The sequence below is a fragment of the Tomitella fengzijianii genome (assembly GCF_007559025.1).
In the GTDB taxonomy this organism is placed as follows: Bacteria; Actinomycetota; Actinomycetes; order Mycobacteriales; family Mycobacteriaceae; genus Tomitella; species Tomitella fengzijianii.
Genome location: NZ_CP041765.1, coordinates 2,282,534 through 2,298,194 on the forward strand (window position 1 = coordinate 2,282,534; position 15,661 = coordinate 2,298,194).

A 15,661-nucleotide genomic window follows, 5' to 3' on the forward strand; every position below is an offset into this window, starting at 1 on the left:
CACACCCGCATCGCGCCCGACGGCGCACGCCGGATCATGCGGATCCGCAGGTCAGAGCTGACTTACGGCGACCACGTTCGGGACGATCATCGGCCGGCGGCGGTACTTGTCCGCCACCCACCGGCCCACCACGCGACGGACGGCCTGTGCGATGCGGTGCGTGTCCGTGATGGACTCCGCCGCGAGGTTCCCCAGCTCCGATTCGACCAGCTTGACGGCCTCGGCGAGGGCATGCGGGTTGTCGGAGAACCCGCGGCCCGAAAGTTGCGGGACGCTCACCGCACGGCCGGTGTCGCGGTCGACGACGACGGAAATGGAGATGAACCCGCCCTCGCCGAGCACCAGGCGGTCCGACAGGGTGGACTCGCCCACGTCGCCCACCGAGAGCCCGTCGACGTACACGTGCCCCACCGGCACCTGCCCGCTGATCGACGCCATGCCGTCGACCAGGTCGACGACGACGCCGTCCTCCGCGAGCACGATCCGATCCTCCGGTACGCCGGTCGCGGCGGCGAGCGCGGCATTGGCCCGCAGATGCCGCCACTCGCCGTGCACCGGCATGGCGTTGCGCGGGCGGACCGCGTTGTAGAGGTACAGCAGCTCGCCGGCGGACGCGTGCCCGGACACGTGCACCTTGGCGTTCTGCTGCGTCACCACCGTGGCACCGCGCTTGGCCAGCCCGTTCACCACCGTGAACACGGAGTTCTCGTTGCCCGGGATCAGCGACGACGCGAGCACCACCAGGTCCTCGCCGCGCACGTTGATCTGGCGGTGGTCGCCGCGCGCCATCCGCGACAGCGCCGAGAACGGCTCACCCTGCGAGCCGGTGGAGATCAGCACGAGCTTGTCGTCCGGCAGGCTCGCAGCGGTATCGATGTCCACCTCGATCCCGTGCGGCACCGTCAGGTATCCGAGCTCCTCGGCGATCGCCATGTTGCGCACCATCGACCTGCCGACGAAGCAGATGCGCCGCCCGTACCGGTGTGCCACGTCCACCACCTGCTGGATGCGGTGCACGTGGCTCGCGAACGATGCGACGATCACCCGCTGGCGGGCCTTGCCGATCACGGTGTCCAGCACCCCGCCGATGTCGCGCTCCGGCATCACGAATCCGGGCACCTCGGCATTGGTGGAATCCACCAGGAACAGGTCCACCCCCTCGTCCCCGAGCCTGGAGAACCCGCCCAGGTCGGTCAGGCGCCCGTCGAGCGGCAGCTGATCGAGCTTGATGTCGCCGGTGTGCAGCACCCGGCCCGCGGGCGTGTCGATGGCGACGGCGATCGCGTCGGGGATCGAGTGGTTGACCGCGTAGTACCGGCAGCGGAAGTTGCCGTGCGTCGTCTCCTCGCCCTCGGCGATCAGCACCAGGTTGGGGTGCTGGCGGTGCTCGCGGCACTTGGCGGACACGAGCGCGAGGGTGAACTGCGCGCCGACGATCGGGATGTCCTCCCGCAGCCGCAACAGGAAGGGGATCGCACCGATGTGGTCCTCGTGACCGTGCGTGAGGATGACCGCCTCGATGTCGTCCGCGCGGTCCTCGATGTAGGAGAAGTCCGGCAGGATCAGGTCGACGCCCGGCTGCGTGTCCTCGGGGAACAGCACGCCGCAGTCGACGATGAGCAGCTTGCCCCGGTACTCGAAGACCGTCATGTTGCGGCCGATCTCGCCGATGCCGCCGAGCGCCACGATGCGCAGCCCGTTCTTCGGCAGCTTCGGCGGCGAGCCCAGCCGGGTGGCCGGAGCGGTGCCGACAGCCCCCCGCGGACCGTCCGGCTTCGCCTGCGGGCGTCCCGTCCCGCGCCCCTGCGATTTGCGCGAAGGACCGCCCCTGCCCCGACTCTTGTTACCCGTGTTCACCGATTTCGTCCCGTCGGCCTTGGTGGCCTTGTTGTTGTTCTTCGCGTTGTTGTTCTTCGCGTTGTTGTTCTTCGCGTTGTTGTTCTTCGCGTCGCTCATGCCAGCACCCCCGCTGCACGCATGTCCGCCTCCAATGCCTCGATCTGCGGTGGTGTGGGGGGTATCTGCGGGAGCCTCGGCTCCCCCGCGTCGATACCCAGCAGGCGGAGCCCCGCCTTCGACGCCGACACGCCGCCGAGTGCGCTCACGGCGTGCACCAGCGGCAACAGCGACGCGTTGATCTCACGCGCCCGCGTCAGGTCCCCCGCCCGCACCGCGTTGTACAGGTCACGCAGCCGCCCGGCCGCGAGATGCCCGATGACGCTCACCATCCCGACCGCGCCCACCGCGAGCCACGGCAGGTTGAGCGGGTCGTCGCCCGAATAAAACGACAGCGAGGTGTTCGCGATCAGGTCGGCTCCGGCGTTCAGGTCGCCCTTCGCGTCCTTGACGGCGAGGATCTGCGGATGATCCGACAGCAGTCGGAGGGTGTCCGTTTCGATGGGCACGACCGACCGCGGCGGGATGTCGTAGAGCATGATCGGGAGGTCGGTGGCATCGGCCACCGCCATGAAATGTTCGTAAAGACCGCGCTGAGGGGGCCGCGAGTAGTAAGGCGTGACCACCAGCAGCCCGTGCGCGCCGGCCGCGGCCGCGTCACGCGCCAGCTCCACGCTGTGCGCGGTGTCGTAGCTGCCGGCCCCCGCCACGACGCGCGCACGGTCCCCCACTTCGGAGAGGACCACGTCGAGCAGCTGCATCTTCTCCGCTTCGGTGGTGGTGGGCGACTCCCCCGTGGTCCCCGCCAGCACGAGACCGTCGCAGCCGCTGTCTACGAGGTGCCGCGCCAGCCGCGAGCCCGCCTTGAGGTCCAGCGTGCCGTCCGCGGCGAAGGGGGTGACCATGGCGGTCAGAACCGTGCCGAACCGGGTTTCGGCGGCGCGCGACGCGCTAGCGGTGCTCATGGGCGTCAACGCTACCCGGTCCGCCCACGGCGACAGCACCCACACGCCGTGCCCGCGCTCACCCCTCGAGCACGAACGGACTCGTCGCGACCTCGGTTCCGTCGGGGAGCGTGGAAATGTCGAAATCGCCGAAGACCGTCGGGGCCATTTCGGTGAGCCGGCGCAGACACTCGATCGCAAGCTGCCGCATCTCCACGTCCGCGTGCTCGGTGGCGCGCATGGCGATGAAGTGCCGCCAGCTCCGCAGATTGCCTGTCACCACCAGCCGGGTCTCGGTGGCGTTCGGCAGGACCGATCGCGCCGCCTGCCGCGCCTGCTTGCGCCGCAGGATCGCGTTGGGGACGTCCGCGAACCGCTCCTCCAGCGCGTCGAGCAGCTCCGCATACGCCGCCCGGCTGGCCTCCGTCGCACGCAGGAAGACGGCCTCCAGGTCCGGGTCGTCCCGGATCGCGGGCGGTGGCACCACGTTGGAGTCGTGCTCCGGCACGTACCGCTGCGAGAGCTGGGAGAACGAGAAGTGCCGGTGCCGGATCAGCTCGTGGGTGCACGAACGCGACAGCCCCGTGATGTAGAAGCCCGCGGACGCGTGCTCGAACACGGAGAGGTGACCCACCTCGAGAATGTGCCGGAGGTAGCCGGCGTTGGTGGCGGTCCGGGGGTTCGGCTTGTCCCACGTCTCGTAGCAGGCGCGGCCCGCGAACTCCGCGAGGGCCTCCCCGCCCTCGGCGTCGGTCTCCCACGGTACGTTCGCCGGCACGAAGAAATCCGTCTTCGAGATCAGCTGCACGTTGAGCGGAACAGTTCGGGGCACATGTCCTCCTCACGGGATCGGAACCCAGCCTATCGGCGCGCCGGCGGGCCCCTGCACTCCCCCGCCGCGTTTCGGCACCCGGAATCGGACGATCGTTGGCATGATGATCGGGCGACGGCGGGCGGGGCGCCCGCGGCAGGCGTACGGACCGGGCTGCGGGCCGGACCGGCGACGGTGCGCACAACTACGACGAGAGCAGGGAAGACCATGGCAGTCACGGGCCACTCCGAGATCGAGATCGCAGCCACGCCCGCCGAGGTGATGGACGCCATCGCGGACGTGGAGGCGCTGCCCTCGTGGTCGGCGTCGCACAAGTCGGTGACCGTGGAGGAGCGCCACGAGGACGGCCGGCCCAAGCGCGTGCGCAGCACCATGAACGTGATGGGGATCAACGACGAGCAGGTGGCCGAGTACACCTGGAACGGCGTCGAATCGGTCTCCTGGTCGTTGCTCGAGAGCGCACAGCAGAAGTCCCAGGAGGGCAAGTACGTCCTCGAGCCCACGGACAAAGGCACGAAGGCGGTCTTCGACCTCGCGGTGGAGACGAAGATCGCGATCCCGGGGTTCATTGTGAAGAAGGCGCAGAAATCGGGCGTGGAGACCGCCACGAAAGGTCTCAAGAAGTTCGTCGAGAAGAGCTGAGCCGGCCCTCCCCGGCCGGGCCCGCTACCCGTCCATCAGCTGCGCCGCGACGGTGGCCCCCAGCTCCCAGCAGGCCTCCAGCTCGTCCTTGCCGGGCTTGGCCGAGCACACCACGAACTCGGCCGCCTTGGTCCAGCCCATGCCCGTGGTGATCCTCTCCACCGCGGACTCGGCGCCCTCGGTCCCCTCGTTGCCGTGCACGTACAGCCCGTACGGCCGGCCGCGGGTGGAGTCCAGGCACGGGTAGTAGCAGGTGTCGAAGGCATGCTTGAGCGCGCCGCTGATGTAGCCGAGGTTCGCGGGCGTGCCCAGCAGGTAGCCGTCGGCCTCGAGCATGTCGGTGGGGGTCACCGCCAGCGCGGCGCGGCGCACCACCTCGACGCCCTCGATCTCCGGGTCGGTGGCGCCGCTGACCACCGCCTCGAACATCGCCTGCATGAACGGGGACGGGGTGTGGTGGACCACCAGCAGCGTCGAGCTCATGGCCCCACACTAGTGGACCGGCGAGTGCGCGCTCGGCTATCGAACGGCGTGGATGCGCGCGAGCGCACACCTCCCGGGCGGCGGCCCGGGACCCGCGCTCAGCCCGGTGAGTGCCCCGGCGGCGGCCCGGCGGACTCACCGGCTTCGCCGGCTTTGCGTTCCAGGCCCTCCAGCGCCACCGCGCGCTTCATGATCTCGCGCGCACGCTTGCGATCACCGGCGACGTCGTAGGCGCGCGCCAGCCGGTAGTTGCATCGCCAGTCGTCCGGGTCCGATTCCCACTCCGTCTTGATCTCGGCGAACAGCTCGTCGGCCGCATCCCGCTCGAACCGCCCCGAGGGGCGGCGGGGCAGACCGCCGGTGTCGAGCTCGAGCCCTTCGCCTGCGATCCGGCGCGCCAACCTGTCATGCGCGAAGGCGGAACGCAGCGTGGAATAGATCATCCACACGCCCATCAGCGGCAGGATCAGCACCGCCACGCCCAGCACGACCATGCCCGCGCCGCCGTCGCTGATCAGCTGGACCGCCCGCTGCCCGAGTACGACGAAGTAGACGGCCAGCGCCACGACGATCATCGCGATGGCGGACTTGACCTTCACCGCGGTGCCCCCTGGGCCGATGCCGCGCTGTTCACAGGTCCAGCAGGTTCTCGAGGCCCACGGTGAGCCCCGGACGCGACTGCGCCCGGCGCACACCGAGGAGGACGCCCGGGGCGAAGGAGCCGCGGTCGATCGAATCGTGCCGGATCGTCAGCGTCTCCCCCTCTGTGCCCAGCAGAACCTCCTGGTGCGCCACCAGCCCGGCGAGGCGCACCGAGTGGACCCGGACCCCGTCGACGTCCGCGCCCCGCGCGCCCTCGAGCGCCTTGGTGGTGGCGTCGGGCGACTCCGCGGGCAGTCCCGCCTCCCGACGGGCCTGCGCCACCAGCCGCGCCGTGCGGTCGGCGGTGCCGGAGGGGGCGTCGGCCTTATGCGGGTGATGCAGCTCGATGACCTCGACGGAGTCGTAGAAGCGCGCCGCCTGCTGCGCGAAGAGCATCGACAGCACCGCGCCGATGGCGAAGTTGGGGGCGATCAGCACGCTCACCCGGGGGGCGTCCGCGAGCCAGGCGCGCACCTGCTCGAGACGCGTCTCGTCGAAACCGGTGGTGCCCACCACCGCGTGGATGCCGTGGGCGACCGCGAACTCGAGGGTGCCCATCACCACGTCCGGGTGCGTGAAATCCACGATGACCTCCGCACCGGAGTCCACCAGCCCTTGCAGCGCGTCGTCCTTGTCGATGCGCGCCACGAGCTCCAGGCCGTCCGCCTTGTCGACGGCGTGGCAGATCGCCTGCCCCACCCGTCCGTCCGACCCCACAACGCCGACGCGAATCGCCACCAGTCCACCTTTCCGTGCCCTGTCCACCGGGGACACGCCTCTGTTCCCACCAGCGCGGCCGCGGATACCCCGACGAGCCTACGCAGTGCCCTCGTGCCGCGTGCACGCCCCCGCCGTGTGCCGGGGCCGGTTCACCGCCGGGGAGACGGGCGCGCCCGGCCGACCGCGGCGAACAGCTCGGCGGGCAGCTCCGCCTCATCCTCGAACGGGCCCACCACCACCGCGCTGCGCGGCCGGCGCAGCAGCTCCGCGGCGACGGCCCGGACGTCCTCACGGGTGACGGCCGCGATCCTGTCGAGGCTCTCCGAGAGCGGCACGTGGTATCCGCGGGCGAGTTCACCGGCACCGAGCCTGTTCATCCGCGCACCGGAATCCTCCAGCCCCAGCACCATTCCGCCCCGCAGGGCGCCCCGGCTGCGGGCGCATTCGTCCTCGCCGAGCCCGTCGCGGCCAATCGACTCGAGGATCCGCCGCACCTGGTCCGCGACCGCGGCCAGGTTGTCCGGCCGGCACCCTGCATACACCGAGAACACCCCGGCGTCCGCGTACGTCTCGATGCTCGAGTACACCGAGTACGCCAGGCCCCGGGACTCGCGGATCTCCTGGAAGAGCCGCGAGCTCAGGCCGCCGCCGACGGCGTGGTTGAGAACGGCGAGCGGCCAGCGCAGCTCCCCCTCGCTCCGGCCGAAGGTGGGGATGCCGATCGCCAGATGCACCTGCTCGCCGTCGTGCGGATGGACGACGAGCCGCCCGCTGTCCGCCGCCGCAGCGCGTCCGGACCGGACCGGCGCCGGGGCGGCGGACGCCGCGGCGTCCGCACCGGTGGCCGCGCGCGCATGCCGGACCACTTCGTCGTGCGTGATGTTGCCCGCCACCGCCAGCACCATCGACTCCGGCCGATAGCGTCCCCGGTGGAATCCGCGGATCCGGTCGGCGGTCATCGACTCGATCGAGCCGTCGGAGCCGATGACCGGCCGGGCCAGCGGGTGCCCGCCCAGGACGGCCTCGACGAGCAGGTCTCCCGCGAGGTCCTCGGGGTCGTCCTCGCGCATCGCGATCTCCTCGAGCACCACCTCGCGCTCGAGGTCCACGTCGGCCGCGGCGCATTCTCCGCGCAACGCGACGTCGGCGACCACGTCGATGGCCAGGGCTGCGTCCTCGTCCAGCACATGCGCGTAGAAGCACGTGTACTCCTTGGTGGTGAACGCGTTGAGCTCGCCGCCCACGGCGTCCATCTCCACCGCGACCGACTGCGCTGTGCGCGTGGGCGTGCGCTTGAACAGCAGGTGCTCGAGGAAGTGCGCCGCGCCCTCCTCGTCGGGCCATTCGTCACGCGAACCGACCCCCACCCACAGCCCCACCGCCGCCGACCGGACGCCGGGCAGCCGCTCGGTCACCACGCGCATGCCCGAGGGCAGGACCGTCCGCATAACGCCCTGAGGGGCTTCCCGGCCGTCGTCCGGAAAGCCCCTCAGGGTGTCTGCCGTCGTGCTACTCAGCGGAGGCCTCCGCGGTTGCCGCGCCGGCCGCCTGATCGGCGTCGGTCTCGTCGACCGGGACGAGGCTGATCTTGCCCCGGTTGTCGATGTCGGCGATCTCCACACGGATCTTGGTGCCCACGTTCACGACGTCCTCGACCTTGTTCACGCGCTTGCCCTGGCCGAGTTTGGAGATGTGCACCAGGCCGTCGCGCCCCGGCAGCAGCGAGACGAACGCGCCGAACGCGGTGGTCTTGACCACCGTGCCGAGGAAGCGCTCGCCCACCTTGGGCAGCTGCGGGTTGGCGATCGCGTTGATCTTGTCGATCGCCGCCTCCGCGGACGGGCCGTCCGCGGCACCGACGTACACCGTGCCGTCGTCCTCGATGGAGATGTTGGCGCCGGTCTCCTCGGTGATCGAGTTGATCATCTTGCCCTTGGGCCCGATCACCTCGCCGATCTTGTCCACCGGGACCTTGACCGTGGTGACGCGCGGCGCGTACGGGCTCATCTCGTCCGGGGCGTCGATGGCCTCGGCCATCACGTCCAGGATGGTCATGCGCGCGTCCTTGGCCTGCGTCAGCGCACCGGCCAGCACCTGCGACGGGATGCCGTCGAGCTTGGTGTCCAGCTGCAGTGCGGTGACGAAGTCCTTCGTGCCGGCGACCTTGAAGTCCATGTCGCCGAACGCGTCCTCGGCTCCGAGGATGTCGGTGAGCGCCACGTAGCGGGTCTCGCCGTCGACCGTGTCGGACACCAGGCCCATCGCGATGCCCGCGACCGGCGCCTTCAGCGGCACGCCCGCGTTGAACAGGCCCAGCGTCGACGCGCACACCGAGCCCATGGACGTCGAACCGTTGGACCCGAGAGCCTCGGAGACCTGACGGATGGCGTACGGGAACTCCTCGACGCTGGGGAGCACGGGGATCAGGGCCCGCTCCGCCAGCGCGCCGTGGCCGATCTCGCGGCGCTTGGGCGACCCGACCCGGCCGGTCTCACCGGTGGAGTACGGGGGGAAGTTGTAGTGGTGCATGTACCGCTTGGACTTCTCCGGTCCCAGCGAGTCGATCTGCTGGGCCATCTTGACCATGTCCAGCGTGGTGACGCCCATGATCTGCGTCTCGCCCCGCTCGAACAGCGCGCTGCCGTGCGCCCGCGGCACCACCGCGACCTCGGCGGACAGCGAGCGGATGTCGGTGACGCCGCGGCCGTCGATGCGGAAGTGGTCGGTGATGATCCGACGGCGCACCAGCTGCTTGGTGAGCGAGCGGAACGCCGCGCCGACCTCCTTCTCGCGGCCCTCGAACTGCGGGCCCACGGCCTCGAGCAGCTCCGCCTTGATCTCGTCGGTGCGGTCGTCGCGGTCCTGCTTGCCGGCGATGGTCAACGCCTGCGACAGCTTGTCGGCGGCGGCGGACTCGACCGCGGCGAAAACGTCGTCCTGGTACGCAGGGAACAGCGGGTAGTCGCCGGTGGGCTTGGCCGCCGACGCTGCGAGCTCCTGCTGGGCGCGGCACAGCTCGGCGATGAACGGCTTGGCCGCTTCGAGCCCCTGCGCGACGACGGACTCGTTGGGCGCCTGCGCGCCGGCCTCTATCTGGCTGATCGCGTGGTCGCTCGCTCCGGCCTCGACCATCATGATGGCGACGTCCGCCGGGGTGGACCCGCTGGCGGGCGTGACGATGCGGCCCGCGACCACCATGTTGAACACGGAGCTCTCGAGCTGCTCGACGGTGGGGAACGCGACCCACTGCCCCGCCGGGTTGGACTCCGAGGTGACGAGCGCGACGCGCACGCCGCCGACGGGGCCGGAGAACGGCAGGCCGGCGATCTGCGTCGACGCGGACGCGGCGTTGATCGCCACCACGTCGTACTGGTCCTGCGGGTTCAGGCTCATCACGGTGATGACGACCTGGATCTCGTTGCGCAGCCCGTCGGTGAAGGTGGGGCGCAGCGGACGGTCGATCAGGCGGCAGGTGAGGATCGCGTCGGTCGACGGACGCCCCTCGCGGCGGAAGAACGAGCCGGGGATGCGGCCCGCCGCATACATGCGCTCCTCCACGTCCACCGTGAGGGGGAAGAAGTCGAGGTTGTCCTTGGGCTGCTTGGAGGCCGAGGTGGCCGACAGCAGCATCGTCTCCTCGTCCAGGTACGCCACGACCGAGCCGGCCGCCTGCTTGGCCAGCCGCCCCGTCTCGAAGCGGATGTTGCGGGTGCCGAAAGCACCGTTGTCGATGACGGCGGTCGCCTCGTACACGCCCTCATCGAGGTATTCGTTTTCGCTCATGAACTCTCTTCTCGTGTGGTGTCCACCGGCAGGCTCTCCGCGTGCGGTGGACAGGATGCTGCGCGTGCGCAACCGGATGCTGTATGCCGATCCCCGGGCACCCGTTGCGGTCTGAGCGGAGGTCGTCGATCGAAGCCGTCGGAGCCGGTGCTGTGCGCGTTCCGGCGGCGGGCACCGTGTGCCCCGCCCCTTCCCGGCGCGCGACGCATCGCGTCCGGCGGCCACTACCGAGGACCAGCCGCACGCGACCGGGTCTCCGAGGGCTCGGAAAACCGGTGCTCGCCGCACCGCGGGATGACTCTCCCGACGGCGGTCGCCCGGCGCCGCCCGCCCCTGCGCGGGGCCGCGCGGCCAGGCTGCCTGTTCGGCGTACGCGCTGGTGTCCAGTGTTCGGTCGATGAAATTATGGTCGGCTCGTATCGTATCCAGGCCGACTCATCATCGAGCGGCCGCAACTTCCGGGTCCGTTCGCCGCGCGTCCGACGCCGGTGATGTCGGAGACCGGACGACCCGATCCCCGGACCGGCCGACTCGACAAGATTCACCGATACAACAGTTCCACCGTGACAACAGTCTGACCGTCAAAACAGTTTCAAGCCGGTATCGAACGCGGCACGTGCCGAAGACCGGCCGAACCTGGCCCAACGTTACCACCGCCGCCCCCCATGCGGGACGCCGCGCCGTGGACGGCGATTCGCAGCGGGCGCCCCCACCGCCGGCGGCGAACGGGGGCATCGGCACGCATAGACCGCGGGCCCGCCACCGGATGGCGGCGGGCCCGCGGTCTATGCGATCCGTCCGGGGCGTCTCAGCGACGCAGTCCCAGGCGCTCGATCAGCGCGCGGTACCGGTTGATGTCCACCTGCTGGAGGTACTTGAGCAGACGGCGACGGCGGCCGACCAGCAGGAGCAGACCACGACGCGAGTGGTGGTCGTGCTTGTGCTCCTTGAGGTGCTCGGTGAGTCCGACGATGCGCTTGGTCAGCAGCGCGACCTGCGCCTCAGGCGACCCGGTGTCCGTCTCATGCAGGCCGTACTCGGTGAGGACCTGCTTCTTCTCATCGGTGGTCAATGCCACGGAGATGCTCCTGATCACTAAATGTCCGCGCACGTCAACCCGGCCCGTCGCACGGGCCGGCGGCGCAGCCACCACGAACCGCAGCCACGCCAGCGCAGAAGTCTACCACCGCGTTCCGCGCGGCTCGGCCGGGCCGATCGGGTCGGCCCCGCCGGGGCGGACCCACCGGGTCAGCGTGCCGCGCCGTCGTCTGCGAGCGCGTCGCGCGCGCGCTCCACGTCGCCGCCCATGGCCTCGATGAGCGCCTCCACCGAGTCGAAGGGCTCCATCGGGCGGATCCGCGCGACGAAGTCGACGGCGACATGCTGGCCGTAGAGGTCCACGTCTTTGTCCAGCACGAAGGCCTCGACCGTCCGCACCTGCCCCGAAAATGTGGGATTGGTGCCCACCGACACCGCGGCCGGGTACGGCACGCCGGCCGCCAGCGCGTCGTCGCCGGTGTCGTACCCGTACCGCGTGAACCAGGCGGCGTACACCCCGTCGGCGGGGATCGCCGTGAACGGTGCACTGTCGACGTTCGCCGTCGGGTAGCCGAGGTCGCGTCCGCGCCGCTGCCCGCGCACCACGACGCCCTCGACCCTGTGCGGACGCCCCAGTGCCGCGCGCGCGGCCTCGACGTCCCCCGCCGCCACGCAGGAACGCACGTACGTCGACGACACCGTGACCTCGTCCTCCGAGAGCAGCGGCACGCCGCGGACGGTGAAGCCGAAGCGCTCGCCGAGCTCGGTGAGCACCGCGACGTCGCCCGCCGCTTTGTGGCCGAACCCGAAGTTGTCGCCCACCACGACCTCTGTGACGTGCAGGCGCTCCACCAGCAGCTCGTGGACGAAACGTTCCGGAGACAGCTTCGAGAGCTCCTGCCCGAAGGGCAGCACGAAGAACACGTCTATGCCGAGCTCGCCCGCCAGTTCCGCCCGCCGGGCGAGGGTGCTCAGCTGTGCCGGGTGGCTCCCCGGCCGGATCACCTCCGACGGGTGCGGGTCGAAGGTCATCAGCACCGAACGGATGCCGCGCCGCCGCGCCGCCTCCACGGCCGCGCCGATCAGATCGCGGTGCCCACGGTGCACTCCGTCGAACACGCCGATCGTGACCACGCACCGGCCCCAGTCCGCCGGGATGTCGTCGAGTCCTCGCCACTTCAACACGGCTCGAATCCTACGACGGTGCGCGCCCGCCGCTCGTGCGGCCTGCGGTGGGCACGGGGGCCGCCACCGCATAGGCTCGACTCCGATGACCGACGACGCCAGTGCACCCACCCCCGCAGTCCCGCCCGTCAAGCCGGGCGTCGGGGACCCCGCGGCGCAGGCCGCGCCCGCAGTGCGCAACCCGGCCGCGGCGCTGACGCCGGTGGCGCAGGACTACCTGAAGGTCATCTGGACGGCCACCGAATGGGACGACGAGCCGATGTCCACGAAGCTGCTCGCCGAGCGGCTCGGGTCCGCGGCGTCGACGGTGTCGGAGACCGTGCGCAGGCTCGCCGACCAGCACTTGGTGGACCACGTGCGCTACGGCGCGATCACCCTCACCGCCGACGGCCGCGCCGCCGCGCTGGCGATGGTGCGCCGCCACCGGCTGATCGAGACCTTCCTGGTACGCGAGCTCGACTACAGCTGGGCGGAGGTGCACGACGAGGCCGAGGTGCTCGAGCACGCGGTGTCGGATGTGCTGGTCTCGCGCATCGACGCCAAGCTGGGGCATCCCGAGCGCGACCCGCACGGCGACCCCATCCCACGAGCGGACGGCACGTTGCCCCGGATCCCCGGCCTGCGCCTGGCGGACCTGGCCGGCGGCGCGGCGGGGTCGATCACCCGCATCTCGGACGAGCATCCCGACATGCTCCGCTACTTCGACGGACTCGGAATCGCGCCCGGCGTGGTGCTGCAGGTGCTCGAGCACCGGGATTTCGCCGGCACCATCTCCGTGCGCGTGCACGGCCCGGGCGACGCGCAGGAGGTCCGCACCGTCGAGCTGGGCCGCCCCGCTGCCGACGCGATCTGGCTGGTCCAGCTACCGGAGGCCCCGCAGGCCCCCCGGTAGGCGGCGCGCAGCCCCGCCGCACGATGACCACAGCGCCGCCGCCCGATCACCGCAGCGTCGCCGGGCGCACCACCAGCACGGACGCGGCCCGCCGCCCGCTTTCCTTGACCAGCGCGATCACGCGCCCGTCCGGGTCGGCCACCCCGTACGTGCCCTTCATTCCGACCGGCTCGAGCCACCGGCCCTGGCTGATCGACTCGGCCTCGTCCGCGGAGATGTCCCGCAGGGGGAATGCCGTGCGGACCGCGGCGTCCATGCCGAGCCCCACGGACGGAGCGGCCTGGACATCGGCGAGCGGGCGCGCGTCCTCGACCCGAAACGGCCCGACCCGCGTGCGCCGCAGGGCGGTCAGATGGCCGCCCACGCCCAGCGCGGCGCCGAGGTCGCGGGCAAGGGCGCGCACATAGGTTCCGGACGAGCACTCCACCTCCACGTCGAGGTCCAGCACGTCGCCGATGCGTCGCTCCGCGACGATCTCGAAGCGCTGCACCGTCACCTGCCGGGCGGGGATGGAGACGTCCTCGCCGTCGCGGATCAGCGCGTGCGCCCGCCGCCCGCCGATCTTGATGGCGGACACGCTCGACGGGACCTGCTGGATGGTCCCCCGTAACGCGTCCACCGCGGACTCGCCCGCGGAACGGTCCACGCCGTGCGCCGGCGCCCCGCCCACCCGTTCGCCCATCGCGTCGTCCGTGCTCGTCGCGTAACCGAGCCGGATGGTGGCGGTGTAGGCCTTGGTGGTGAGCGCCAGCAGGCCGAGCAGCTTGGTGGCCCGCTCGATCCCGATCACCAGCACGCCGGTGGCCATCGGGTCCAGCGTTCCCGCATGGCCCACCCGGCGCGTGCTGAACGCTTTACGGCACCGCGCCACCACGTCGTGGCTCGTCGCCCCCTCGGGTTTGTCGACGATGACCAGCCCGGCATCGGCCAGGCTCGCCTGAGATTTCCCACGCTTGGACACAGCGCAGAATTACATCACGACGATGGCGGTGACCACCAACCCGTGTGCCGCGATCCACCGCCCGTCGAGCGTTTCCAGGCGTGATCCGTCGACGGTGTGCCCCGGCACGAGGATCCGCGATCGGAACGTCCCCGTCACTGCGCCGTCGTCGCCGCCCGCCCCGTCAGCGGGAGCGTCGGCCGTGACGGTGATATCCGCGTCCTCGAACCCGAGCCACCGCCGGGTGAGCGGATACCACGCCTTGTACGTGGCCTCCTTGGCGCTGAACAGCAGCCTGTCCAACCGCACCTGCGGGACGGCGGCGCCGTCCCGTGCGATCCGGTCGCGCTCCGCGGCCAGGCTCACGGACGCGAGGACCCCGTCCGGCAGGGGCCCGTTCTGCTCGGCGTCGATGCCCACCGACCGCACCCCCAGCGCGAAACCCACTGCGGCGGCCCGGTACCCGGCAGTGTGCGTCATGCTGCCCACGATGCCCCGAGGCCAGCGGGGCGCGCCCTTGTCGCCCTTCGGCAGGGCGACGGGCTCCACGCCGAGCCGCCCCATCGCCGTACGCGCGCAGTGTCGGACACTCGCGTACTCGGCCCGCCGGCGCTCCACCGCCCTGGATATCTGCTGCTGCTCCTCGGGGAACAGGGTGATGCCCGGCGGGTCCGTGAACAGCTCCGCGGCCTCCACACCCCCCGGCAGGATCGCCTCGATCATCCGCGCAGCCTGGCCCTGAGCCGTTCGAACTCGGCCTCCTGCGCGGCGCTGACCGGAAAATGGCCACCCCACTTGTTGAGATCGCCGGGGCGGTATTCCGGATCGGGCAGGATCTGCCGCAGCACCGGTTCCTGCAGACCGCGCCTGCGCCATTCCCGCGGGTACCCCACCGACACCTCCTCGAACCGGACTCCGTCGTAATAGGTGGTGCGTGGAATGTGCAGATGCCCGTAGACCATGCACGCGGCCCGGTAGCGCCGATGCCAGTCCGCCGTCGCGTCCGTGCCGCACCACATGGAGAACTCCGGGTGCATCAGCACATGCGTGGGCTCACGCACCAGCGGGAAGTGGTTGATCAGGACCGTCGGAAGGTCCGGGTCCAGCGCGTCGAGGCGGCGTCGGGTCTCCCGCACGCGTGCCGCACACCAGGCCTCTCGGGTGGCGTACGGCTGCGGAGAGAGCAGGAACTCGTCGGTGGCGACCACGCCGCGCTCGCGGCCCGCCGCCAGCCCCGCCGCCTTGTCGGACGCGCCGGTGGGCAACCAGCTGTAGTCGTAGAGCAGGAACATCGGCACGACGACGGCGGGGCCGCCCTCGCCTTCCCACACCGGGTACGGGTCCTCCGGGGTGACGACGCCGATCTCGCGGCAATCGCGCACCAGGCGTTCGTACAGGTCCACCCCGTGCAGCTGAACCGGGTCCTTGGCGGTGGTCCACAGCTCGTGATTGCCGGGCGTCCAGACGACCTTGGCGAACCTGCCAGCCAGGAGCTCGAGGGTCTCCGCCACCTCGTCCGTGCGTTCGGCCACATCCCCGGCGACGATCAGCCAATCGTCGTCCGATCCCGGCCACAGCCCGTCGGTCACCGGCCTGTTGCCGCGGTGCCCCACGTGCAGATCACTGACCGCGAGCAATCGCCCCACGCGTCCTCCTCCGTTCGC

At 70.9% G+C, this 15,661-nt stretch carries 15 protein-coding genes; 2 read left to right on the forward strand and 13 right to left on the reverse strand.

What is annotated here, in order from left to right; genetic code table 11:
* Positions 1–51: 51 nt before the first annotated feature.
* The 3 genes from FO059_RS10370 to thyX are packed head-to-tail and all read right to left on the reverse strand — an operon-like array spanning position 52 to position 3,672.
* Entirely contained in the window at positions 52–1,956 is a 1,905-nt protein-coding gene (locus FO059_RS10370) for a ribonuclease J (protein ID WP_233266942.1), read from the reverse strand.
* Positions 1,953–2,861 carry a 4-hydroxy-tetrahydrodipicolinate synthase gene (gene dapA / locus FO059_RS10375; RefSeq protein WP_143908559.1) on the reverse strand — a complete coding sequence of 303 codons (909 nt, stop codon included), beginning with the start codon at positions 2,859–2,861 and terminating at the stop codon, positions 1,953–1,955. Before dapA ends, FO059_RS10370 begins: the two co-directional genes overlap by 4 nt.
* A gap of 58 nt (positions 2,862–2,919) precedes the next feature.
* A complete protein-coding gene (gene thyX, locus FO059_RS10380; protein WP_143908561.1) occupies positions 2,920–3,672 on the reverse strand; it encodes an FAD-dependent thymidylate synthase in 753 nt (250 codons plus the stop codon).
* Between the two features lie 207 nt (positions 3,673–3,879).
* On the opposite strand from thyX, the gene FO059_RS10385 reads away from it, so the two are divergent.
* Positions 3,880–4,314, forward strand: coding sequence for an SRPBCC family protein (locus FO059_RS10385; protein ID WP_143908563.1), 435 nt, complete (start codon positions 3,880–3,882; stop codon positions 4,312–4,314).
* Between the two features lie 24 nt (positions 4,315–4,338).
* On the opposite strand, the gene FO059_RS10390 is transcribed toward FO059_RS10385, so the two are convergent.
* The 7 genes from FO059_RS10390 to FO059_RS10420 all read right to left on the reverse strand — a co-directional run bounded on the left by FO059_RS10390 (position 4,339) and on the right by FO059_RS10420 (position 12,165).
* Positions 4,339–4,797, reverse strand: a complete 459-nt coding sequence (locus FO059_RS10390; RefSeq protein ID WP_143908566.1) for a flavodoxin family protein — start codon at positions 4,795–4,797, stop codon at positions 4,339–4,341.
* Positions 4,798–4,895: 98 nt separating this feature from the next.
* Positions 4,896–5,372, reverse strand: a complete 477-nt coding sequence (locus tag FO059_RS10395; RefSeq protein ID WP_143910647.1) for a hypothetical protein — start codon at positions 5,370–5,372, stop codon at positions 4,896–4,898.
* A gap of 55 nt (positions 5,373–5,427) precedes the next feature.
* Positions 5,428–6,177 (reverse strand): 4-hydroxy-tetrahydrodipicolinate reductase, encoded by a 750-nt coding sequence (gene dapB / locus FO059_RS10400; RefSeq protein ID WP_143908567.1) that lies wholly within the window; start codon positions 6,175–6,177, stop codon positions 5,428–5,430.
* A 131-nt stretch (positions 6,178–6,308) separates the two neighbouring features.
* Positions 6,309–7,583 (reverse strand): M16 family metallopeptidase, encoded by a 1,275-nt coding sequence (locus FO059_RS10405; protein ID WP_233266941.1) that lies wholly within the window; start codon positions 7,581–7,583, stop codon positions 6,309–6,311.
* A gap of 85 nt (positions 7,584–7,668) precedes the next feature.
* The gene (locus FO059_RS10410; protein WP_143908571.1) at positions 7,669–9,942 is read right to left on the reverse strand and encodes a polyribonucleotide nucleotidyltransferase; all 2,274 of its coding nucleotides are present in this window, start codon (positions 9,940–9,942) and stop codon (positions 7,669–7,671) included.
* Between the two features lie 808 nt (positions 9,943–10,750).
* Positions 10,751–11,020 carry a 30S ribosomal protein S15 gene (gene rpsO, locus FO059_RS10415; RefSeq protein ID WP_143908573.1) on the reverse strand — a complete coding sequence of 90 codons (270 nt, stop codon included), beginning with the start codon at positions 11,018–11,020 and terminating at the stop codon, positions 10,751–10,753.
* Positions 11,021–11,190: 170 nt separating this feature from the next.
* Positions 11,191–12,165: a bifunctional riboflavin kinase/FAD synthetase gene (locus tag FO059_RS10420; RefSeq protein WP_199257084.1), complete on the reverse strand. Its 975-nt coding sequence runs from the start codon at positions 12,163–12,165 to the stop codon at positions 11,191–11,193.
* An 85-nt stretch (positions 12,166–12,250) separates the two neighbouring features.
* On the opposite strand from FO059_RS10420, the gene FO059_RS10425 reads away from it, so the two are divergent.
* Complete coding sequence (locus FO059_RS10425; RefSeq protein WP_143908577.1) at positions 12,251–13,057, forward strand: metal-dependent transcriptional regulator; 807 nt, start codon at positions 12,251–12,253, stop codon at positions 13,055–13,057.
* Positions 13,058–13,103: 46 nt separating this feature from the next.
* On the opposite strand, the gene truB is transcribed toward FO059_RS10425, so the two are convergent.
* The 3 genes from truB to FO059_RS10440 are packed head-to-tail and all read right to left on the reverse strand — an operon-like array spanning position 13,104 to position 15,643.
* Positions 13,104–14,018 (reverse strand): tRNA pseudouridine(55) synthase TruB, encoded by a 915-nt coding sequence (gene truB / locus FO059_RS10430; protein ID WP_143908579.1) that lies wholly within the window; start codon positions 14,016–14,018, stop codon positions 13,104–13,106.
* 9 nt (positions 14,019–14,027) lie between these two features.
* Positions 14,028–14,720 (reverse strand): 4'-phosphopantetheinyl transferase family protein, encoded by a 693-nt coding sequence (locus tag FO059_RS10435; RefSeq protein ID WP_143908580.1) that lies wholly within the window; start codon positions 14,718–14,720, stop codon positions 14,028–14,030.
* Positions 14,717–15,643, reverse strand: a complete 927-nt coding sequence (locus tag FO059_RS10440; RefSeq protein ID WP_143908582.1) for a metallophosphoesterase family protein — start codon at positions 15,641–15,643, stop codon at positions 14,717–14,719. Before FO059_RS10440 ends, FO059_RS10435 begins: the two co-directional genes overlap by 4 nt.
* Between the last annotated feature and the right edge of the window lie 18 nt (positions 15,644–15,661).

Excerpts from the sequence above, each read along its gene's own strand:
- FO059_RS10395 (WP_143910647.1), bottom strand. The coding sequence starts at position 5,372 with ATGATCGTCGTGGCGCTGGCCGTCTACTTCGTCGTACTCGGGCAGCGG.
- FO059_RS10435 (WP_143908580.1), bottom strand. The coding sequence starts at position 14,720 with ATGATCGAGGCGATCCTGCCGGGGGGTGTGGAGGCCGCGGAGCTGTTC.
- FO059_RS10405 (WP_233266941.1), bottom strand. The coding sequence starts at position 7,583 with ATGCGCGTGGTGACCGAGCGGCTGCCCGGCGTCCGGTCGGCGGCGGTG.
- FO059_RS10370 (WP_233266942.1), bottom strand. The coding sequence starts at position 1,956 with ATGAGCGACGCGAAGAACAACAACGCGAAGAACAACAACGCGAAGAAC.
- dapA (WP_143908559.1), bottom strand. The coding sequence starts at position 2,861 with ATGAGCACCGCTAGCGCGTCGCGCGCCGCCGAAACCCGGTTCGGCACG.
- FO059_RS10410 (WP_143908571.1), bottom strand. The coding sequence starts at position 9,942 with ATGAGCGAAAACGAATACCTCGATGAGGGCGTGTACGAGGCGACCGCC.
- FO059_RS10385 (WP_143908563.1), top strand. The coding sequence starts at position 3,880 with ATGGCAGTCACGGGCCACTCCGAGATCGAGATCGCAGCCACGCCCGCC.
- FO059_RS10425 (WP_143908577.1), top strand. The coding sequence starts at position 12,251 with ATGACCGACGACGCCAGTGCACCCACCCCCGCAGTCCCGCCCGTCAAG.
- FO059_RS10390 (WP_143908566.1), bottom strand. The coding sequence starts at position 4,797 with ATGAGCTCGACGCTGCTGGTGGTCCACCACACCCCGTCCCCGTTCATG.